The following is a 16,913-nucleotide window of genomic DNA, read 5'->3' on the forward strand; positions in this document are numbered from 1 at the left end:
GCGGCCGGCGTGTGGAATTTCAAGAGCGAGGCGAGGCGATGAACGCGGTCGATCTGGGTGTCAACCTGTTCGTGACCCTGTTCGCCCTGTTGGACCCGATCGGCAATCTGCCGATCTTCGCCGCCGCGACCGCCGGGGCCACCCTGCGTCAGCGGATCTCGGTCTCGGCCCTGATCTGCCTGTTCGCCATGCTGTTCCTCAGCTTCTTCCTGTTCACGGGCTTGGGCCTGCTGCAGTTCTTCGGCATTTCCCTGGCGGCCTTCCGCATCGCCGGGGGCATTTTGCTGCTGTTCCTGGGGCTGGACATGGCGCGCGGGGACTTTCTGGCGATGTTCGCCGACAAGGACGCCTTGAGCGACAGCAAGGATGTGCGCGGCTACGCCCGCCGGCGGTTCCAGCGTCTGGTCGTGCCCTTCGCCATCCCGCTGATGATCGGTCCGGGCGCCATCTCGGCCGTGATCATCAATGCGGGCGAGGCCGCTCAACTGGGTTACGCCGGCATGGCGGGCTCGGTCGTCGCCATCGCCGCCGCCTGCGTCGTCTCCTGCATCTGTTTCGCCCTCACCGGCTATCTGAGCCGGGTGCTGGGCGAGGTCGGCATGGCCATCATCGTCAAGGTGCTGGGCCTGATCCTGTGCGCCCTGGCCATCCAGTTCATCCTGCTGGGCCTGGGCGAAGCCATACCCGGCATGATCTCCGGCGCCGTGACCACCCCCTATCCCGCCGCCTCCTGAAGCTTCAGTCGGCGGCGTCCTCGATGGCGTGGATGTCGTCGTCGGACAGGCCGAAATGGTGGCCGATCTCGTGGATCAGGACATGGGCGATCAGCTCGGCCAGGCCCACGTCGCCGCGCTCGCACCATTCGTCCAGTATGGGGCGGCGATACAGGAAGATCCGCGAGGGCTCGGGCGCCGGCCCCAGGCTGTCGCGCCGCCCGATGTCCACCCCGTAGTAGAGGCCGGTCAGTTCGAAGGGGTCTTCGATCTCCATCTCGGCCAGGGTCTGTTCGTCGGCGAAGTCGTCGATGCGGAACACCACCTCCCCCGCCGCCGCCCTGAACTCGGCCGGCAGGGCGTCGAAGGCCTGACGGGCCAGACGCGCGAAATCGTCCAGGGAGGGGGCGAAAAGGTCGGGAGCGGGCTCTGTCATCCGTCCGCTATCGCCCCGGTCGGCGGGGCGCGCAACGGGGCGCGATGACGCGATCGGAGGGTCTGACTTTTTCGTGCTGCATTGAGGTATGGTAAAGGCGAATCAGGGCGCGGGACTCAAGGACAAGAATGGCCGAGGCCGACATCGCCTATGTCGCCACTGCAGGCGCAGCCGGACTGGCCTTGGGCGTCAGCGCCTGGGCCTTGCGGCTGCGCGCGCGTCTGAGCGCCGCCGTCGCCGCCGCCGAGCGGGACCGTGACGCCGCCCAGGGCGATCTGAGCCGCCACGACAGCATGTTGCGCGCCTTCGACGACGTGAGCCTGGCCTTGACGGCCGAAGGCGAGGCGAGCGGCGCGCCCATCGGCCCCGCCGAACTGATCGCCCGACTGACCGCCTCGGACGCCGCCGTGGGGTCGGGCATGGATCAGGGCGAGGCGGGCCAGGCCATACTGACGCGGCTGAGGTTGAGCCATGCGGTTTCGATCGAGGCCCTGGTCGAGGCCGGAAAGGCGTTCGAGAGCCTGATCGACCTCGGCGACATCGAGCCTTGGCGCGTCGAAGGCCGGGTCGCCGGCGGGGTCGCCTGGCTGCGCCTGTCGCCGGCGTCCCGCGTGGTCCTGACCGGAGCCGATGCGACCGAGAGCGGCCTGTCTCTGCTGGGCGACGCCTCGCCGATTCCGACCTGGATCGTGGACGGCGCCGGACGACTGGCCTGGGCCAACCGCGCCTGGTTGAGCGAGCTCGGCGCCCAGTCGGTGGATGAGGTGCTGGACAAGGGCCTGTCATTCGACCGCGGGGCCGACGCCCTGATCGCCGAGGCGGGCCGGCTGGGGCTGCGTCAGGAAGGGTTCCGCTGGACGACCGGCGGCGGCCATCGCCGGGCCTGGCGGATCATCGCCGAACCGGCGGCCGGCGGCGCCGTGACCGCCTTCGCCATCGAGGTGACGGAGGCCGAAGAGACCCGCGACACCCTGCGCCGCCACGTCGACGCCCACGACGAGACGCTGAACCACCTCGCCGATGCGGTCGCCATCTTCGGCCCCTCCAAACGCCTGGCCTTTCACAACACCGCCTTCCAGACCCTGTTCGACCTGGACCCCGCCTGGCTGGACGAACGGCCGACCCATGCCGAGCTGCTGGACCGGCTGCGCCAGCGCCGCCGCTTGCCGGAGGTCGTGGACTACGCCGGATGGAAGGCCCGCGAACTGGAATTCTACGGCGCGTCTCAGGCTGCGCCGGACGACAGCTGGTCCCTGCCCGACGGGCGGACGCTCCGGGTCGTGCGCCAGCCCCATCCGCTGGGCGGCATATTGCTGATCTTCTCGGACATCACCGACGAACTGAATCTGCGCAGCCGGTTCAACGCCCAGATCCAGGTGCAGAGGGCGACGCTCGACAAGCTGAACGACGCCGTCGCCGTCTTCGGCTCGGACGGACGGCTGCGGCTGCACAATGAAGCCTTCGAAAGCTTCTGGCGTCTGCCCAGCGATCGGATCGCCGCCTCGATCGACTTCGACGCCCTGGCCGAACTGTGCAAGGCCGTCCTGCCCGATCCGGCCCTGTGGCTGGGATTGAAGGCCCGCGTCGCCGATCCGGACCCCGAAAGCCGCATCGCCATCTCGGGCGAGGGGCGCACGATCGACGGCCGCATCGCCGCCTGGCAGACCCGCCCCCTGCCGGACGGCGCCACCCTGGTCGCCTTTTCCGACGTGACGGCCCGTCGGGGCCTGGAACAGGCCCTGGTTCAGCGCGAACAGGCCCTGGCGGAAAGCCAGGCCTTGAAGCGCGAGTTCGTGGGCAATGTCTCCTATGAACTCCGCACGCCTTTGACGACGATCGTCGGCTATTCCGAACTGCTGGAGACGATGGGCGATCTGCCCGAGCGCAGCCGCCAGCATGCGGGCGCCATCCGCGTCGCCGCCGTCCAGCTGGCCCGCTCGATCGACGACGTTCTGGACATGGCCCAGATCGACGCCGGCGAGATGGAGCTGTCGCTGGGCGACGTCCGGGTCTGCGACCTGCTGAACGAGGCGGCCGAAAAGGTCCGGCCCAAGGTCGAGGGGCGCGGCGCCGTCCTGACCGTCGCCTGCGCCGCCGATCTCAGCCCCATTCGGGCCGACGAGCACCGGATCGGCCAGGCCCTGGATCATCTGCTGGAAAACGCCGCCCGCGCCGTTTCCGAAGGCGGGGCCGTCACCCTGACGGCCGAGGCCGGCGCGTCGGAGGTACGGCTGACCGTTTCCGACACCGGCCGCGGCATCCCCTATCATCTGCAGGCCCATGTGTTCGATCGCTTCGTCCGGCGCGAGCGCGGCGGGCCGGGCGTCGGCCTGGCCCTGGTCAAGGCCCTGGTCGAACTGCACGGCGGCTGGGCCGAGGTGGAAAGCGAACCCGGAAAGGGCGCCGCCTTCATCCTTCATCTGCCGCTGGGCGCGGCCACCACCGCCGCCCCGCCGGAACTCCAGTTGGATCGGCCCCAAGCCGCCGAGGCGGCCGGCTGAGCCGGAGCCGTCTCTCAGCCCTTCGACCCCAACCAGTCGAGCAGGCCGCGCGCCGCCGCGACGCCTGAGGCGAAACTGGCCTGAAGCAGATAGCCGCCGGTCGGCGCCTCCCAGTCCAGCATCTCGCCCGCGACGAAGACGCCCGGCCTGGCGATCAACATCGAGCGGGCGTCCACCGCCTCCAGCGCCACCCCGCCCGCCGTGGAGATGGCCCGGTCCAGCCCTTGGAACCCTGTCAACCGAACGGGCGCGGCCTTGATGCGCTGGGCCAGGCTGAGCGGATCGGCCGGCAGGGAACCGGTCTCGCGCAGGAGGGCGACGGCCGATGGGTCCAGTTTCACCGTCTTACGCAGGTGGGTGGCCAGACTGGCCTTGAACCGGGGCCGCGCCAGACGCTCCGTCAGCTGTTCGACCGTCAGGCCGGGCTTCAGATCAAGGTGGATGTCGACCTGACCGTCGGCCTCGATCGCCTCACGCAGGGCCGCGGACAGGGCGTAGATCGCCCCGCCTTCCAGTCCATAGCGCGTGACCATGACCTCGCCCGGCACCGTTCGATCCCTCAGGCGGACCGAGACGGGCTTCAGGGGCCGCCCGGCGAACCGCGCGCGAAAGGCGGCGGACCAATCCACGTCAAAGCCGACGTTGGCGGGGCGGAAGGGGGCGACGGCCACCCCTTGGGCCTCCAGCCACGGCTTCCAGTCGCCGTCCGACCCCAGACGCGGCCAGCTGGCGCCGCCCAGGGCCAGGACGACGGCGTCAGGCCGCACTCGCCGCTCGCCGTCAGGCGTTTCGAACACCAGATCCGGCCCCGACCAGCCGATCCAGCGCGACCGCGTGCGGATTTCGACGCCCAGCCCTTCCAGCCGCGCCAGCCAGGCGCGGAGCAGGGGCGAGGCCTTCATGGCGCGCGGGAAGACGCGCCCGCTGGAACCGACGAAGGTCGGCTGGCCCAGGCCCCCGACCCAGGCGATCAGATCATCCGGCCCGAAGTCGGCGATCCAGGCCCTCGCTGTTTCAGCCGCCGGACCGTACCGGCTCAGAAAGCGCTCCATCGGCTCCGAATGGGTCAGGTTCAGACCGCCGCGCCCGGCCATCAGCAGTTTTCGCGCCGGAGACGGCGTCTGTTCATGCACCACCACCTTCAATCCGGCCTGGGCCAGGTGCTCGGCGGCCGTCAGGCCGGCCGGTCCGGCGCCGATCACATGGATGGCGGGCTCGGCTTGGCGGTCGGAGTGGGTCATCGCCCCGCTTTGCCCGCTCACCGCGACGCTGGCTATAGGGGGCGGGATGGTTATGTTCGGCCGATGAGCGTCGCCTTCACCCGAGAAGAAGATCTGGAAGCCACCGCCGCCGACCTGGCGGACCGGCCGATCTCGCCCCACCCCAATCTGGTCACGGCCGAAGGCCTGGCCCAAATCGAGGCCGAACTGGCCTCCGCGCGCGCCGCCTACGCCGCAGCCCAGATCAAGGGGTCGATCGAAAGCGATCGGACCGCCATGGCCCGCGCCACCCGTGATCTGCGCTACTGGTCGGCCCGCAGGGCGTCGGCCCAGCTGGTGGAGCCGGGCGAGGCCGACGGGCGCGTTCGTTTCGGCGGTTCGGTCCGCATTGAGCGCGACGACGGGCGATCCCAGACCTGGCGCATCGTCGGCGAGGACGAGGCCGATCCCGCGAAGGGTTCGGTCAGCCATGTGTCGCCGCTGGCCCGCGCCGTTCTGGGCCGGCGCATCGGCGACGAGGTGGTGGTGGCGGGCCGGACGGTGGAGATCACGGCCGTCGGCTGACCGCCTTCAGCTCGGCTTTTCGGCGGCGTCTCCCAGCATCTCGCGGATCATGTCCAGGATCAGCTTCTGATTTCGCAGGGGCAGATGCGGCGCCAGACGGGCGATTTCGACACTGTGTTTGGTCATCCGGGGCTCGTGGTCGAAGGCGGGCGCCTCCTCCTCGCCCACGCCGGCCTGGGCCACGCGAAAGCCCGAAAAGAAGTAGGGAATCTCCACCTTCATGAAGTCGGCCATTTCGAACAGTTTCGAGGCCGAGACGCGGTTCGTGCCCTTCTCGTACTTCTGAACCTGCTGGAAACTGACGCCCAAGGCGCGCGCCAGGGCGCTTTGGGTCAAACCCAGGCCCAGACGCTTCTCCTGAACGCGGCGGCCGACGTGGATATCGACGGGATGGGGCTCCTCGAGTTTTTCGCGCGCCATCCCGATTCCCCTTGTCCCGCTGTCAGCCCCTAGGGCGAAGCCTAGTGGGAGATGTCAACGGCCACAAGCCGGGACGGCGGCCGGCGAAAAGGGAAATCGCCAGGGCGGCCAGAAGACCCGCGAAAAAGAACGCGTCGCCCCATCGGCCATAGGGGGTCACCGCCGTCGGGCGCGGCAGGGGCGCATCGACCACCCCGGCGACACCGGGATCAAGCCTTTGATTCTGAACGATCCGGCCCCAGGGATCGATCATGGCCGAGATTCCCGTCGGCGTGGCTCGCGCTATGGGCAGGCCGGTCTCGATCGCGCGATAGCTGGCCAGGTTCAGATGCTGGCGCGGCCCCGAGGTGGCGCCGAACCAGGCGTCGTTCGAGGCGTTGACGATCCAGTCGGGACGCCCGGCCGCGCCCGGCGTGAAACCGGGATAAAGGCTTTCATAACAGATCAGCGGCTGGACCGGCGGAACGCCCGGAACGCGGATGGGCGCAGGAATGGGCCCGGCGGAGAAATCGCTCGGCATGTGAACGAGGCTGCGAAGCCCGACGGCCGTCATGATCGAACCCAGCGGCAGATATTCGCCGAACGGCACCAGCCGATGCTTGTCATAGACGGCGGCGATCCGCAGGCCCGGCCCGCCTTCGTCCACCAGGGCGAACAGGCTGTTGTAATAGCGGGCGCCTTCAGGCGCCGAAGGGTCCGCCTCGCCCCGCGCCAGCCCCATCAGCAGGATTTGGCCGGGGCGCAGGGCGTCCGCCATGGCTGTCGCGTCCGCCGAGACGAAGACGTCATTGGCCGAGGCCGGCAGGGCGCCCTCGGGCCAGACCACCACGTCGGGCGTGCGGGCGGCCGGCTGTCCCGTCAGGGCGACATAGCGATCGACGATGGAGCGATAGGCCTCGGGCGACCACTTGGTTTCCTGTTTGACGTCGGCCTGGACCAGACGGACCACCGTGTCCGTGAACCGCAACTCGGCCTGGGCCAGCCGCACGGCGCCGAAGAGGCCGACGGCGGCCAGAACCAGAAGGCCCGACCCCGCCGAGATCAGGCGGCCGCGCGCTGCGCCGGGTCCGACCAGGGGCGCCAGGGCGGCGGTCGAGGCCACCGTGATCAAGCTCAGTCCATAGACTCCGACCACCGAGGCGAACTGGGACATGCCCCCGCCCGCCCGCCAGGTCGCGCCGGCCGGGTTCCAGGGAAAGCCGGTCAGCACATGGCCGCGCAGCCATTCGGCGGCGCAGAACAGGGCGGCGAACAACAGAACCCGAACGACGCCTATGGGTGCGAACCGGCGATAGAGGGCGCAGGCGACGCCCCAGAAGAGCCCCAGGCCCGCCGGCAGCAGGCTGGCGGCGAAGGGCGCCATCCAGGCCTGTTCCGGATTGACGAAGAAGGCCTCCGCCACCCACCAGCAGCCGATGAAGAAATAGGCGAAGCCCGCCAGCCACCCCATCCAGAAGGCGCCGCGCGGGGTGTCCGACCGTTCCGACAGGATCATCAGCAGCGGATAGCCCAGGAGGCCGACCAGCACCCCGAACGGCGGATGGGCCAGGGCCGTCCCCGCCCCGGCCGACAAGGCCAGACCGATGCGGATCAGACGCCAGGTCCAGGCGCGACGCTTCTCGGGAAGGGCGCGAACGCGGGCGGCGAAACGGTCGAGCGCGGCGTCGGGAAACATAGGGTCAGTCCTGCCCCTCTACAGAGACATCAGCGGCATAGGGGTCGGCGACGCCCAGTTCGGCCAGGATCTCGCGCTCCTCGGCCTCCATCGCCTCGGCCTCGGCCTCATCCTCGTGATCGCGGCCCAACAGGTGCAGCACCCCATGGACGACCAGATGGCTCAGATGGTCCGACAGGCTCTTGCCCTGAACGTCCGCCTCGGACGCGCAGACGCCATAGGCCAGGACGATGTCGCCCAGATGCGGCGCGGCGTTCTCGGGCGCAGGAAAGGACAGGACATTGGTCGGCCTGTCCTTGTCTCGGAACCGGGCGTTCAGATCCCGCACCGCCTCGTCGTCGGTCAGCAGGACGACGATGTCGCCCGCCACGGCGCCCAGGGCCGCCGCTGCGGCCCGTTCCGCTGCGGCTGCGACATCCGGCAGGGCGGCGGTCCAGGCCTCGGCCTCGATTTCGATGTCGATCATTCGGCGTCTTCAAGGTCCGGGGTCGGACGGGACCGGGCGGCGTCGGCGTCATAGGCGCGCACGATCCGCTCGACCATGGCGTGGCGCACCACGTCCTCGGCCGCGAACCTCAGTATGCCGACGCCCTGGACCCCGTCCAGGATCCGCAAGGCATGGGCCAGGCCGGAATCGCGCGGGTTCAGCAGATCGATCTGGGAGGGGTCGCCCGTCACCACCATCCGCGCCCCATCGCCGAGACGCGTCAGGACCATCTTCATCTGCAGACGCGAGGTGTTCTGGGCCTCGTCGACGATGACGAAGGCGTGGCTGAGGGTACGGCCGCGCATGAAGGCGATGGGGGCGGCCTCGATCTCGCCCTTGTCGCGGCGGCGCTGCACGTCCTCGGCGCCGAGGATGTCGTTCAGCGCCTCCCAGATCGGGGCCAGATAGGGATCGACCTTTTCGTTCAGGTCGCCCGGAAGAAAGCCCAGCTTCTCGCCCGCCTCGACCGCCGGGCGGGTGATGACCAGCCGGTCCACCTGGCCGCGCCGCAGCAGGGAGGCGCCGTAGGCGGCCGCCAGGAAGGTCTTGCCCGTGCCGGCCGGGCCGACCCCGAAGCTGAGCTCGCACCGGCCCAGCATGTCGACATAGGCGGCCTGGGCCTTGGTCTTGGGCACGATGGCGCCGCGCTTGCCGCCGGGCAGGGAGACGCCCGCCGCCGCCAGACCCGGCGCGCCCTTGCCGCCGCGCGCCTGACCCAGGGCGGCGCGTACGTCGGCCTCTGTGACCTCGGCGCCCAGGGCGGCGCGCTTGGCCAGATCCTCAATGACGCGGCGGGCGTCGGCCCGGTCGCGCGTACCCCCATTGACGGAGACCCCGCCGCCCGGCGCCTCGACCAGAACCTTGAAGGCGTCCTCGATCAGGGCGACGTGACGGCTGTTGGGTCCGATCACCGCCCTCAGTTCGGCGTCATTCAGGGGAACGAACTCGGACTCTCTCGCCACTAGGCCGCCTTTTCCTTTTCCGCCGCCCCTGGGGCGACAAGCCGGCCCGTCAGACTGTTCTGCTGGCCGGAAATGATTTCGACCGGAACGATCTGGCCGATCAGATGATCCGCATCATCGACATGGACCGACTGGAGATAGGGCGAGCGACCGATGGCCTGGCGGCGATCGGGATGGCGACCCTTGCGGTCGAACAGGACATTCAGGGTCCGGCCCGCCTGGGCCTGGTTGAAGGCCGTCTGCTGTTCGGTCAGCAGTTCGATCAGCCGGTGCAGCCGTTCCTTGGCGACCTCGGGCTCGATCTGTCGGCCCATGCCGGCGGCCGGCGTGCCGGGCCGGGGCGAATACATGAAGGCGAAGGCCGAGGCGTATCGGACCTGGCGCACCAGATCGAGCGTCTCCTCGAACTCGCGATCCGTCTCTCCGGGGAAGCCGACGATGAAGTCGCCCGACAGCGCCATGTCGGGCCGGGCTTCGCGGATGCGGGCGATCAGATCGAGGTAGGTCTGACGGCCGTGCTTGCGGTTCATCAGCCGCAGGATGCGGTCCGAGCCCGCCTGAACCGGCAGGTGGAGATAGGGCATCAGGGCGTCCAGATCGCCGTGGGCGGCGATCAGGTCGTCCGACATGTCGTTGGGATGGCTGGTCGTATAGCGGATCCGGTCCAGGCCGGGGATCTCGGCCAGGGCGTAGGCCAGTTCGGCCAGGCTGGACTTGCGCCCATCCGGCCGCTCGCCGTCATAGGCGTTGACGTTCTGGCCCAGCAGGGTGACCTCGCGCACGCCGCGACCGGCCAGCTGTCGCGCCTCTTCCAGCACCGAGGCCAGGGGCCGCGACCATTCTGCGCCCCGCGTATAGGGCACCACGCAGAAGGTGCAGAACTTGTCGCAGCCTTCCTGCACCGTCAGGAAGGCGGTCGGCCCCTCGGTGAAACGGGCGGCAGGCAGGGCGTCGAACTTGTCGTCAGGCGCGAAGTCGGCGCCGATCCGTTCGCCCCGGGCCCGCGCCGTGCGGGTCAGAAGCTCGGGCAGCTGATGATAGGCCTGGGGGCCGACGACGATGTCGACCGCCGGCTGGCGTTTGATGATCTCCTCGCCCTCGGCCTGGGCGACGCAGCCGGCGACGGCGATGGTCATGTCGCCGCCCGTCTGGCGCTTGAGGTCGCGCAGTTCGCGGATCTTGCCGAGCTCGGAATAGATCTTCTCGGCCGCCTTCTCGCGGATGTGGCAGGTGTTCAGGATGACGAAGTCGGCCGCCTCGACCTCCTCCGTCACGGCATAGCCCAGCGGTCGCAGCACATCGGCCATGCGCTCGCTGTCATAGACGTTCATCTGACAGCCGTAGGTCTTGATGAACAGCCGCTTGGAGGGCGTGTTCTGCGCGGCCTCGGCTTTGGGAACCAGGGTCTCGGTCATGTCGGGCTTATGATCGCCCGCACCGGCGAGGACAAGACCGGGTTTCAGCCCGCATCCACGTCTTCGGGCGCCACGCGCGCGGCATGGCGTTTGAAGATGAGCCCTTCACGCTTGGACGGTTCGGCGCCGTCGATCGGGACGCCGTAAAGCTCCAGTTTGTGGCCGATCAGTTCGAACCCCAGCCGTTCGGCGATCTCGGACTTCAGCTTTTCGATCTCGGCGTCGAAGAATTCGATCACCTCGCCGGTCTTAGTGTCGATCAAGTGATCGTGATGGTCGTCGCCGGCCTCTTCATAGCGGCTGCGGCCGTCGCCGAAGTCGTGCTTCTCGACCACGCCCGCCTCTTCGAACAGGCGCACGGTGCGATAGACGGTGGCGATCGAAATATGCGGGTCGATCGAGGAGGCGCGGCGGTACAGCTCCTCCACATCGGGGTGGTCTTCCGCCGAGGAGAGCACCCGGGCGATCACCCGGCGCTGTTCGGTCATACGCATGCCGCGGTCGGCGCAGAGTTTTTCAATCCGGTCCATAGGCCTAGAATAGGGGCTCAGGCCGCTTCAGGGAAGCGGCGCCGTGTCCGGATTCATCGCAAGATCGCGTCCCAGCACCAGGGCGTCGGTTCGACCGCCGTCGGGCCGCGCATAATAGGCCTTGCGTCGCCCGATCGGGCGGAAGCCGGCGCGGTCGTAAAGGGCGCGGGCGGCCGCATTGTCCTCGGCCACCTCCAGAAACAGGCGCACGGCCCCGGCCTTGGCGGCGGCGACGGCCGCCTGACCGACCAGTCTCCCGCCTAGGCCGGCCCGCCGCGCCTCAGGCCGCACCGCCAGGGTCAGGATCTCGGCCTCATCCAGCACGACCCGGATCAGGATGAAGCCGTCCGGTTCGACCACCGCTAAGACGCCGGGCTGGGCCAGCAGGGCGGCGAACTCGTCCCGGCTCCAGGGCGCCGGAAAGGCTCGCGCATGCACGGCGGCCAAGGCGGCGGGATCGGGACGGATCATGGCGCGGTCTGGCGGGGCTGTCCCGGCAGACGGGTGGGCGGCGCCGCATCGGGCGCGCGCAGATACAGGGGCCGGGGCGGATGGGCGGCGGGATCGACTGACCGGGTCAGCCGAGCCAGGGCCGTCGGCGCGGGGGCGACGACGGGATCGGCCGAGGCCAGGCTCAGCTCAGGATAGGCTTCGCTCAGAAGACCGGCCCCGCTGCCGACCGCCTGAACCTTCGTCTCAAGAGCGGCGATGCGGTCTGCGGCCGCCTCCAGGGGCAGGGCCTCTTCCGGGCCGAGGGCCCGGCCGTCCGAGAAGAATTTGGCGTAGACCTGACCCCGCCGGGCGTCGATCAGGGCCGCGACCGGGACGCCCGCCGTCGCCAGGGGATCAGCCAGGGCGTCCAGCGTGGACACCCCCACGACCGGCCGCCCCAGGGCGGCGCCCAGACCCTGGGCGAAGGCCAGGCCCACTCTCAAACCAGTGAAGGAGCCCGGCCCGACCGTGACGCCGATCCGATCAAGACGATCGAAACCGCCCCCCGCCTCGGTCATGACGTCGCGCACCAGACCGCCCAGCCGTTCCTGGTGGCCCTTGGCCATCGGTTCGAACCGCACCGACAGGGGCCGGTCGTCCTCAAAAACCGCCGCCGTACAGGCGCCCAGCGCCGTATCAATGACCAAGAGTCTCATGCCGGCCTTCTAGAGGCTGACAGGCGGATGGGAAATCGCTTTGCGGCCTCAACCCGCCCTCGGCCGCCTCCCAGGCCGCGCGTCAGGCCGCGCGCGACAGGACCTCGACCAGCTGCGTCAGGGCCTGTCTTACGGAACGGTCCTCAATGGCGGCGAAGCCGGCGGCCATGGCCAGGCCTTCCGGCGTGGCGGCCAGGGTTCGCACGATCGAGAGGTCGGTCGGCTCGCCGGCCTCCGCCCGCGCCGGAAAAAAGGCGCTGATCGGCATGGACAGGGCGATCGCCAGATTGTGCAACCGGGCGGCCGATATCCGGTTCTGCCCGCCTTCGTACTTCTGCACCTGCTGGCAGCTGACCCCCACCATCTCGCCCAGCGCCGTCTGAGACAGCCCCAGGGCCTGACGCCGAGCGGCGATCCGCGCCCCCACATGCAGGTCCACAGCCTCGACTGAGCGGGCGTTCCGACGGGGAGCGGCGGGGCGGCTGTTCATGGCTCGAAGATGGCGCAACCTGTCCGGGTGTGCAACCTTTTCGTTTCATGGCTCGTGGCGCGCCGTGACGAGGCAGAGCTGCGCCACCCGGCTAGGGTCGATGACCTCCTTCCCTTGCAGACCGCCGACGCCCCGCACGTGCAGGCCGTCGGCGGCCGAGCGATCGAAAATGCGCGCCAGCCGCCGGCCGTCGGTCGTCAGGATTACGCAGCCCTGCCCCGGTCGCGGCTGACCCGGACGATACTCCAGAACGACGCCGCGATCGGCCCAGGGCGACAGGGCGTCGTCGGCCACCTCGAGCCGATGGGTCTGGGGAATGGACGCGCCGGAGAAGGCGCGACCCCGCGCTTCGAGACCGGCTGCAGGACCGGCCGGCGCCGCGTCCGGACCGCCGGCCGCCAGCAGAGCCAGGGCCTCGGGCGTGGAATCCAGGGCGCCGGTCAAACGCCTCTGGACATCCGGCCGAAACAGGCCCGGCCGACGACCGGCCTCGTACAGGCCCCAACCCTGGCTGGTCATCTCCAGTCGAGCGCCCGCCTCGGCCTGGGACAGGCCGCGTTGGCGACGCAGGGCGGCGAGGGCCTCGCCGAGACGGAGAACATGAGGATCAGGGACGAAGCGCGCCATCAGAAGTTAAAGATGGCGCCTCCTTGCACGTCTGGCGATAATTTAAAGCGGGATCGCCCTAGATCGTCTGCTCGACCCGCGTCACCTCAGGCACATAGTGGCGCATCATCTGTTCGACCCCCGCCTTCAGGGTGGCGGAGGACGACGGACAACCCGAACAGGCGCCGCGCATCCGCAAGGACAGGACGCCGGTCGCCTCGTCGAAGGAATCGAACAGGATGTCGCCGCCGTCCTGGGCCACCGCCGGGCGAATGCGGCTGTCCAACAGGGCCTTGATCTCGGCGACGATCTCGCTGTCGGCCTCGGCGTGCTGATCGACATCGGCGGCCTGGCCGCGCGTCAGGGGCGCGCCCGAGACGAAATGGTCCATGATGACGCCCAGGATCGGCGCCTTCATCTCCGACCAGTCCGGCCCGGAAACGCTGCGGACGACGGAAACATGATCGGCGCCGAACAGGACGGCCTCCACCCCTTCCAGCTCGAACAGGGCTTCGGCGAGCGGCGAGGCGGTCGCCTCGTCGATCGTCCGGTATTCCAGCGTGGCCGACGGCGAGACCTCCCGGCCGGGCAGGAACTTCAACGCATTGGGATTGGGCGTGGGCTCGGTCTGGATGAACATGGGCCGGAGATGCGCACGACGCCGACGGCTTGCAAGTCTTAAACGCTAACGCCGACGCAGGCTTCCCAGAACGCCGCGCAGCAGTTCGCGGGTCAGGGTCGATCCGGCCGTGCGCAGCACGGACTTGGTCAGGGCCTCCATCGGGGTCTGCCGATTGGATGTTCGCTTGCGCCGCGCCGGCGCCGGTCGGACATCGTCCCCGTCATGGTCCTGGGCGGCCCCTGCTCCCCCCTTGACCCGGCCTTGGGCCTTGAGATCCGCCTGGACCTCGGCCTCCCGTTCGACGGCGGCGTGGCGGGCGGCGAGCACTTCTTCAGCGGATTCGCGGTCCAGGACCGGCTCATACCGGCCCTGGACCGGGCTGGCGGCGATTACGGCGGCGCGTTCGGCCTCGGTCGCCGGCCCCAGCCGCGAGGCGGGCGGCCGGATCCTTGTGCGGGCCACGACCGTGGGCGCGCCCTTGTCGTCCAGAACCGACACCAGGGCCTCGCCGACCCCCAGGGCCTGGATGGCTTCGGCCGTGTCGAAGGCGGGGTTGGGGCGGAAACTCTGGGCCGCAGCCTTCAGCCCCTTCTGTTCGGACGGCGTATAGGCGCGCAGGGCGTGCTGGATGCGATTGCCCAGCTGCGCCAGGACGCTGTCGGGAATATCGGCCGGATTCTGGGTGACGAAATAGACGCCGACCCCCTTGGACCGGATCAGCCGCACCACCTGTTCGACCTTCTCCAGCAGGGCGCGCGGCGCGTCGTTGAACAACAGGTGGGCCTCGTCGAAGAAGAAGACCAGACGCGGCTTCTCCGGGTCCCCGACCTCCGGCAGCTGTTCGAACAGTTCCGACAGCAGCCACAGCAGGAAGGCCGCATACAGACGCGGACTGTTCATCAGCCGCGTGGAATCCAGCACATTGACCTGGCCCCGGCCGTCCAGGCCGACGCGGATGACGTCCTCCAGCTTCAAGGCCGGCTCGCCGAAGAAGGCCGCGCCCCCCTGCTGTTCCAGCTGAAGAATCGCCCGTTGAACGGCGGCGATCGAGGCTGGGGCGACATGGCCGACCTCGCGTCCGATCCGCTCGGCGTTCTCCCCGACATAGGCCAGAAGGCTGCGCAGATCGTCGATGTCCAACAGGAGCAGCCCCTCCTGATCGGCGACGTGGAAGACCACCGTCAGCACGCCCTCCTGGACCTCGTTCAGGTCCAGCATCCGCGCCATCAGCACCGGGCCGATCTCGGAGACCGTCGTGCGGATCGGATGGCCCTTTTGACCATAAAGATCCCAGAACACCGTGGGCGCGGCGGACGGGGTCAAGGCCAGGCCCATGTCGGCGGCGCGGGCCAGCAGCTTTTCGTTCGGCGTCCCGATCTGGGAAATCCCCGACAGGTCGCCCTTCACATCGGCGCAGAAGACCGGGACGCCCGCGTCCGAAAAGCCCTGGGCCAGGATCTGCAGCGTCACCGTCTTGCCGGTTCCCGTCGCCCCGGCGACCACGCCGTGGCGGTTCGCCCGATGGAACAGAAGGGCCTGGTCCTGGCCTTCGTCGGACTGGCCAAGGAAAAGACCGGCGGGGGTGTCGGACATCGAAAGGTCTCCAGAAGCGGGACGAAGGTCTAGCGCAGTCGCGAGCGGGTCGGAACCGCCGCCTTCAAGGCCGGTTGACGGCGTTCTTCGCCCCACCGACAAGGGTGGCCATGAAGAGCCCCATCACCATGCAGTCTTCGGCCGTCTCGCGAAACGCCCTGGTCTTGATCGCCACCGTCGCGGCCGGTGCGGCCCTCTACTGGCTGCGCGACATACTGACGCCCCTGGCCATGGCCGTTTTCCTGTTGATCATGATAGACGGGGTCAAGCGGTCCGTGGCGGCGCGCACTCCTTTGAACGACCGCTGGGCGGGGACAGCGGCCCTGCTGCTGGTGGTCCTGGCCTTCTTCGCCTCCATCGCCATCATCGTGAACGGCGCCGCCGGCTTCTTCGGCGAGGCGTCGGGCGTGTCGCAGAACATCGGGCCGCGCATCGACCAGATCATCCGCGACGTCTACGCCCTGATCCGGCTGAACAATCCCCCCACGGCCCAGGACCTGATCAACGGCGTCGATCTGCGCGGCTATCTGACCTCCGTGGCCTTTCAGGTGCAGGGCATCGCCTCGGGCGCCTTCTTCGTCCTGGTCTATCTCGGTTTTCTTCTGGCCTCGCAGATCGGCTTCCGGCGCAAGATCATCGCCATGTTCCCCCACCGGCATCAGCGCGACGAAGCGATCGCCGTGTTCAACCGCGTCCGCGGCGGGGTCGAGGGCTATCTGTGGGTCCAGACCGTGACCGGGGCCCTGATCTGCGCCGCCGCCTGGATATTGATGCGGGCCGTCGGGCTTCAGAACGCGGAGTTCTGGACCTTCGTCATCTTCATCGTCGGCTTCATCCCGGTTCTGGGCGGGGCTGTGGCGGGTCTGGCCCCGCCCCTGTTCGCCCTGGTGCAGTTCCCCAGCTATTGGCCGGCGCTGATCCTGCTGGTGGGGCTTCAGACCATTCTGTTCATCGTGGGCAATCTGGTCCAGCCGCGCATGCAGGGCGACAACCAGAACATCGACCCGGTGGTGGTCCTGCTGGCCCTGGCCTTCTGGGGCAAGCTGTGGGGCGTGGTCGGCATGTTCCTGTCGACCCCGCTGGCCGTGATGGCCATGGCGATCCTGGCCGAGTTCAAGGGTTCGCGCTGGATGGCCGTCCTGCTGTCGGGCGACGGCGAGCCCTATGCGGACGAACACAAGACGGCGCATCACAGGCGGGGCTCATTCTCCAAGGACGACGCTGACGAAGCCTGAGGCCGCCGTGCGGCGTCAGGCCGCAGAGAAACCTGTGACGCCGGCCTCTTGAAACCCGCCCCGGACCGCCCATCTCAGCCTCAACGCCGCGGCCATCCCCCCTCCGACCGCGGCCGAGCGAGGCCGACGCCCCTCCCCTCCCCATGCGTCGGTCCGCGCAGGCCGCCGAGTTCCCCCACTCGGCGGCCTTCTCGTTTGCGGCGCCGCACAACCCTTCCAACCTGAACGCTGTTCATGAGAATCTTCGCCCCTCAGGGGCTTCCCGAGCGATCAGTCCTGGCCTAGTCAGCGGTGTG

The 16,913-nt window shown here is 69.1% G+C and carries 18 protein-coding genes; 4 read left to right on the plus strand and 14 right to left on the minus strand.

What is annotated here, in order from left to right; genetic code table 11:
- Positions 1-38: 38 nt before the first annotated feature.
- Positions 39-734, plus strand: a complete 696-nt coding sequence (locus AC1RKE_RS04745) for a MarC family protein (RefSeq protein WP_054766783.1) — start codon at positions 39-41, stop codon at positions 732-734.
- 4 nt (positions 735-738) lie between these two features.
- Here AC1RKE_RS04745 and AC1RKE_RS04750 read toward each other — a convergent pair whose 3' ends face one another.
- On the minus strand, positions 739-1,149 hold the full coding sequence (locus tag AC1RKE_RS04750) for a metallopeptidase family protein (protein ID WP_152949231.1): 411 nt from the start codon (positions 1,147-1,149) through the stop codon (positions 739-741).
- Between the two features lie 128 nt (positions 1,150-1,277).
- Here AC1RKE_RS04750 and AC1RKE_RS04755 point away from each other — a divergent pair, with 128 nt between their 5' ends.
- Positions 1,278-3,650, plus strand: coding sequence for a sensor histidine kinase (locus AC1RKE_RS04755; RefSeq protein ID WP_348684192.1), 2,373 nt, complete (start codon positions 1,278-1,280; stop codon positions 3,648-3,650).
- Positions 3,651-3,664: 14 nt separating this feature from the next.
- On the opposite strand, the gene AC1RKE_RS04760 is transcribed toward AC1RKE_RS04755, so the two are convergent.
- A complete protein-coding gene (locus tag AC1RKE_RS04760; protein WP_348684191.1) occupies positions 3,665-4,891 on the minus strand; it encodes a BaiN/RdsA family NAD(P)/FAD-dependent oxidoreductase in 1,227 nt (408 codons plus the stop codon).
- 63 nt (positions 4,892-4,954) lie between these two features.
- Between AC1RKE_RS04760 and greA the strand changes: the two genes are divergently transcribed.
- Positions 4,955-5,434: a transcription elongation factor GreA gene (gene greA / locus AC1RKE_RS04765; protein ID WP_287103612.1), complete on the plus strand. Its 480-nt coding sequence runs from the start codon at positions 4,955-4,957 to the stop codon at positions 5,432-5,434.
- 6 nt (positions 5,435-5,440) lie between these two features.
- Here greA and AC1RKE_RS04770 read toward each other — a convergent pair whose 3' ends face one another.
- The 12 genes from AC1RKE_RS04770 to AC1RKE_RS04825 form a co-directional block, all read right to left on the minus strand.
- A complete protein-coding gene (locus tag AC1RKE_RS04770; RefSeq protein ID WP_007390016.1) occupies positions 5,441-5,854 on the minus strand; it encodes a helix-turn-helix domain-containing protein in 414 nt (137 codons plus the stop codon).
- 22 nt (positions 5,855-5,876) lie between these two features.
- Positions 5,877-7,529 (minus strand): apolipoprotein N-acyltransferase, encoded by a 1,653-nt coding sequence (gene lnt, locus AC1RKE_RS04775; RefSeq protein ID WP_348684190.1) that lies wholly within the window; start codon positions 7,527-7,529, stop codon positions 5,877-5,879.
- A 4-nt stretch (positions 7,530-7,533) separates the two neighbouring features.
- On the minus strand, positions 7,534-7,995 hold the full coding sequence (gene ybeY / locus AC1RKE_RS04780; protein ID WP_348684189.1) for an rRNA maturation RNase YbeY: 462 nt from the start codon (positions 7,993-7,995) through the stop codon (positions 7,534-7,536).
- Positions 7,992-8,978: a PhoH family protein gene (locus AC1RKE_RS04785; RefSeq protein ID WP_395941837.1), complete on the minus strand. Its 987-nt coding sequence runs from the start codon at positions 8,976-8,978 to the stop codon at positions 7,992-7,994. The genes ybeY and AC1RKE_RS04785 overlap by 4 nt, the downstream gene beginning before the upstream one ends.
- The gene (miaB, locus tag AC1RKE_RS04790; protein WP_348685460.1) at positions 8,978-10,393 is read right to left on the minus strand and encodes a tRNA (N6-isopentenyl adenosine(37)-C2)-methylthiotransferase MiaB; all 1,416 of its coding nucleotides are present in this window, start codon (positions 10,391-10,393) and stop codon (positions 8,978-8,980) included. Before miaB ends, AC1RKE_RS04785 begins: the two co-directional genes overlap by 1 nt.
- A gap of 44 nt (positions 10,394-10,437) precedes the next feature.
- Positions 10,438-10,923: a Fur family transcriptional regulator gene (locus AC1RKE_RS04795; protein ID WP_054764392.1), complete on the minus strand. Its 486-nt coding sequence runs from the start codon at positions 10,921-10,923 to the stop codon at positions 10,438-10,440.
- A 27-nt stretch (positions 10,924-10,950) separates the two neighbouring features.
- Positions 10,951-11,394 carry a ribosomal protein S18-alanine N-acetyltransferase gene (gene rimI, locus AC1RKE_RS04800; protein WP_228184868.1) on the minus strand — a complete coding sequence of 148 codons (444 nt, stop codon included), beginning with the start codon at positions 11,392-11,394 and terminating at the stop codon, positions 10,951-10,953.
- Complete coding sequence (gene tsaB, locus AC1RKE_RS04805) at positions 11,391-12,071, minus strand: tRNA (adenosine(37)-N6)-threonylcarbamoyltransferase complex dimerization subunit type 1 TsaB (RefSeq protein ID WP_348683823.1); 681 nt, start codon at positions 12,069-12,071, stop codon at positions 11,391-11,393. The genes rimI and tsaB overlap by 4 nt, the downstream gene beginning before the upstream one ends.
- An 82-nt stretch (positions 12,072-12,153) precedes the next feature.
- Entirely contained in the window at positions 12,154-12,561 is a 408-nt protein-coding gene (locus AC1RKE_RS04810) for a helix-turn-helix domain-containing protein (RefSeq protein ID WP_348683822.1), read from the minus strand.
- 45 nt (positions 12,562-12,606) lie between these two features.
- On the minus strand, positions 12,607-13,188 hold the full coding sequence (locus tag AC1RKE_RS04815) for a helix-turn-helix domain-containing protein (protein WP_348683821.1): 582 nt from the start codon (positions 13,186-13,188) through the stop codon (positions 12,607-12,609).
- A 58-nt stretch (positions 13,189-13,246) separates the two neighbouring features.
- The gene (locus AC1RKE_RS04820) at positions 13,247-13,807 is read right to left on the minus strand and encodes a NifU family protein (RefSeq protein WP_183216404.1); all 561 of its coding nucleotides are present in this window, start codon (positions 13,805-13,807) and stop codon (positions 13,247-13,249) included.
- 45 nt (positions 13,808-13,852) lie between these two features.
- Positions 13,853-15,382, minus strand: a complete 1,530-nt coding sequence (locus AC1RKE_RS04825; protein WP_054764398.1) for a helicase HerA-like domain-containing protein — start codon at positions 15,380-15,382, stop codon at positions 13,853-13,855.
- A 110-nt stretch (positions 15,383-15,492) separates the two neighbouring features.
- On the opposite strand from AC1RKE_RS04825, the gene AC1RKE_RS04830 reads away from it, so the two are divergent.
- Complete coding sequence (locus AC1RKE_RS04830; RefSeq protein WP_054764399.1) at positions 15,493-16,617, plus strand: AI-2E family transporter; 1,125 nt, start codon at positions 15,493-15,495, stop codon at positions 16,615-16,617.
- Positions 16,618-16,913 lie beyond the last annotated feature (296 nt).

This window comes from Brevundimonas sp. GW822-FHT03E11, from assembly GCF_058801445.1.

Bases quoted from the DNA above. Each gene is read 5' to 3' on its own strand.
- AC1RKE_RS04755 (WP_348684192.1), top strand. From the start codon at position 1,278: ATGGCCGAGGCCGACATCGCCTATGTCGCCACTGCAGGCGCAGCCGGA.
- rimI (WP_228184868.1), bottom strand. From the start codon at position 11,394: ATGATCCGTCCCGATCCCGCCGCCTTGGCCGCCGTGCATGCGCGAGCC.
- miaB (WP_348685460.1), bottom strand. From the start codon at position 10,393: ATGACCGAGACCCTGGTTCCCAAAGCCGAGGCCGCGCAGAACACGCCC.
- AC1RKE_RS04815 (WP_348683821.1), bottom strand. From the start codon at position 13,188: ATGGCGCGCTTCGTCCCTGATCCTCATGTTCTCCGTCTCGGCGAGGCC.
- AC1RKE_RS04830 (WP_054764399.1), top strand. From the start codon at position 15,493: ATGAAGAGCCCCATCACCATGCAGTCTTCGGCCGTCTCGCGAAACGCC.
- AC1RKE_RS04745 (WP_054766783.1), top strand. From the start codon at position 39: ATGAACGCGGTCGATCTGGGTGTCAACCTGTTCGTGACCCTGTTCGCC.
- ybeY (WP_348684189.1), bottom strand. From the start codon at position 7,995: ATGATCGACATCGAAATCGAGGCCGAGGCCTGGACCGCCGCCCTGCCG.
- AC1RKE_RS04750 (WP_152949231.1), bottom strand. From the start codon at position 1,149: ATGACAGAGCCCGCTCCCGACCTTTTCGCCCCCTCCCTGGACGATTTC.
- AC1RKE_RS04820 (WP_183216404.1), bottom strand. From the start codon at position 13,807: ATGTTCATCCAGACCGAGCCCACGCCCAATCCCAATGCGTTGAAGTTC.
- AC1RKE_RS04770 (WP_007390016.1), bottom strand. From the start codon at position 5,854: ATGGCGCGCGAAAAACTCGAGGAGCCCCATCCCGTCGATATCCACGTC.
- greA (WP_287103612.1), top strand. From the start codon at position 4,955: ATGAGCGTCGCCTTCACCCGAGAAGAAGATCTGGAAGCCACCGCCGCC.
- tsaB (WP_348683823.1), bottom strand. From the start codon at position 12,071: ATGAGACTCTTGGTCATTGATACGGCGCTGGGCGCCTGTACGGCGGCG.
- AC1RKE_RS04810 (WP_348683822.1), bottom strand. From the start codon at position 12,561: ATGAACAGCCGCCCCGCCGCTCCCCGTCGGAACGCCCGCTCAGTCGAG.
- AC1RKE_RS04825 (WP_054764398.1), bottom strand. From the start codon at position 15,382: ATGTCCGACACCCCCGCCGGTCTTTTCCTTGGCCAGTCCGACGAAGGC.
- AC1RKE_RS04760 (WP_348684191.1), bottom strand. From the start codon at position 4,891: ATGACCCACTCCGACCGCCAAGCCGAGCCCGCCATCCATGTGATCGGC.
- AC1RKE_RS04795 (WP_054764392.1), bottom strand. From the start codon at position 10,923: ATGGACCGGATTGAAAAACTCTGCGCCGACCGCGGCATGCGTATGACC.
- lnt (WP_348684190.1), bottom strand. From the start codon at position 7,529: ATGTTTCCCGACGCCGCGCTCGACCGTTTCGCCGCCCGCGTTCGCGCC.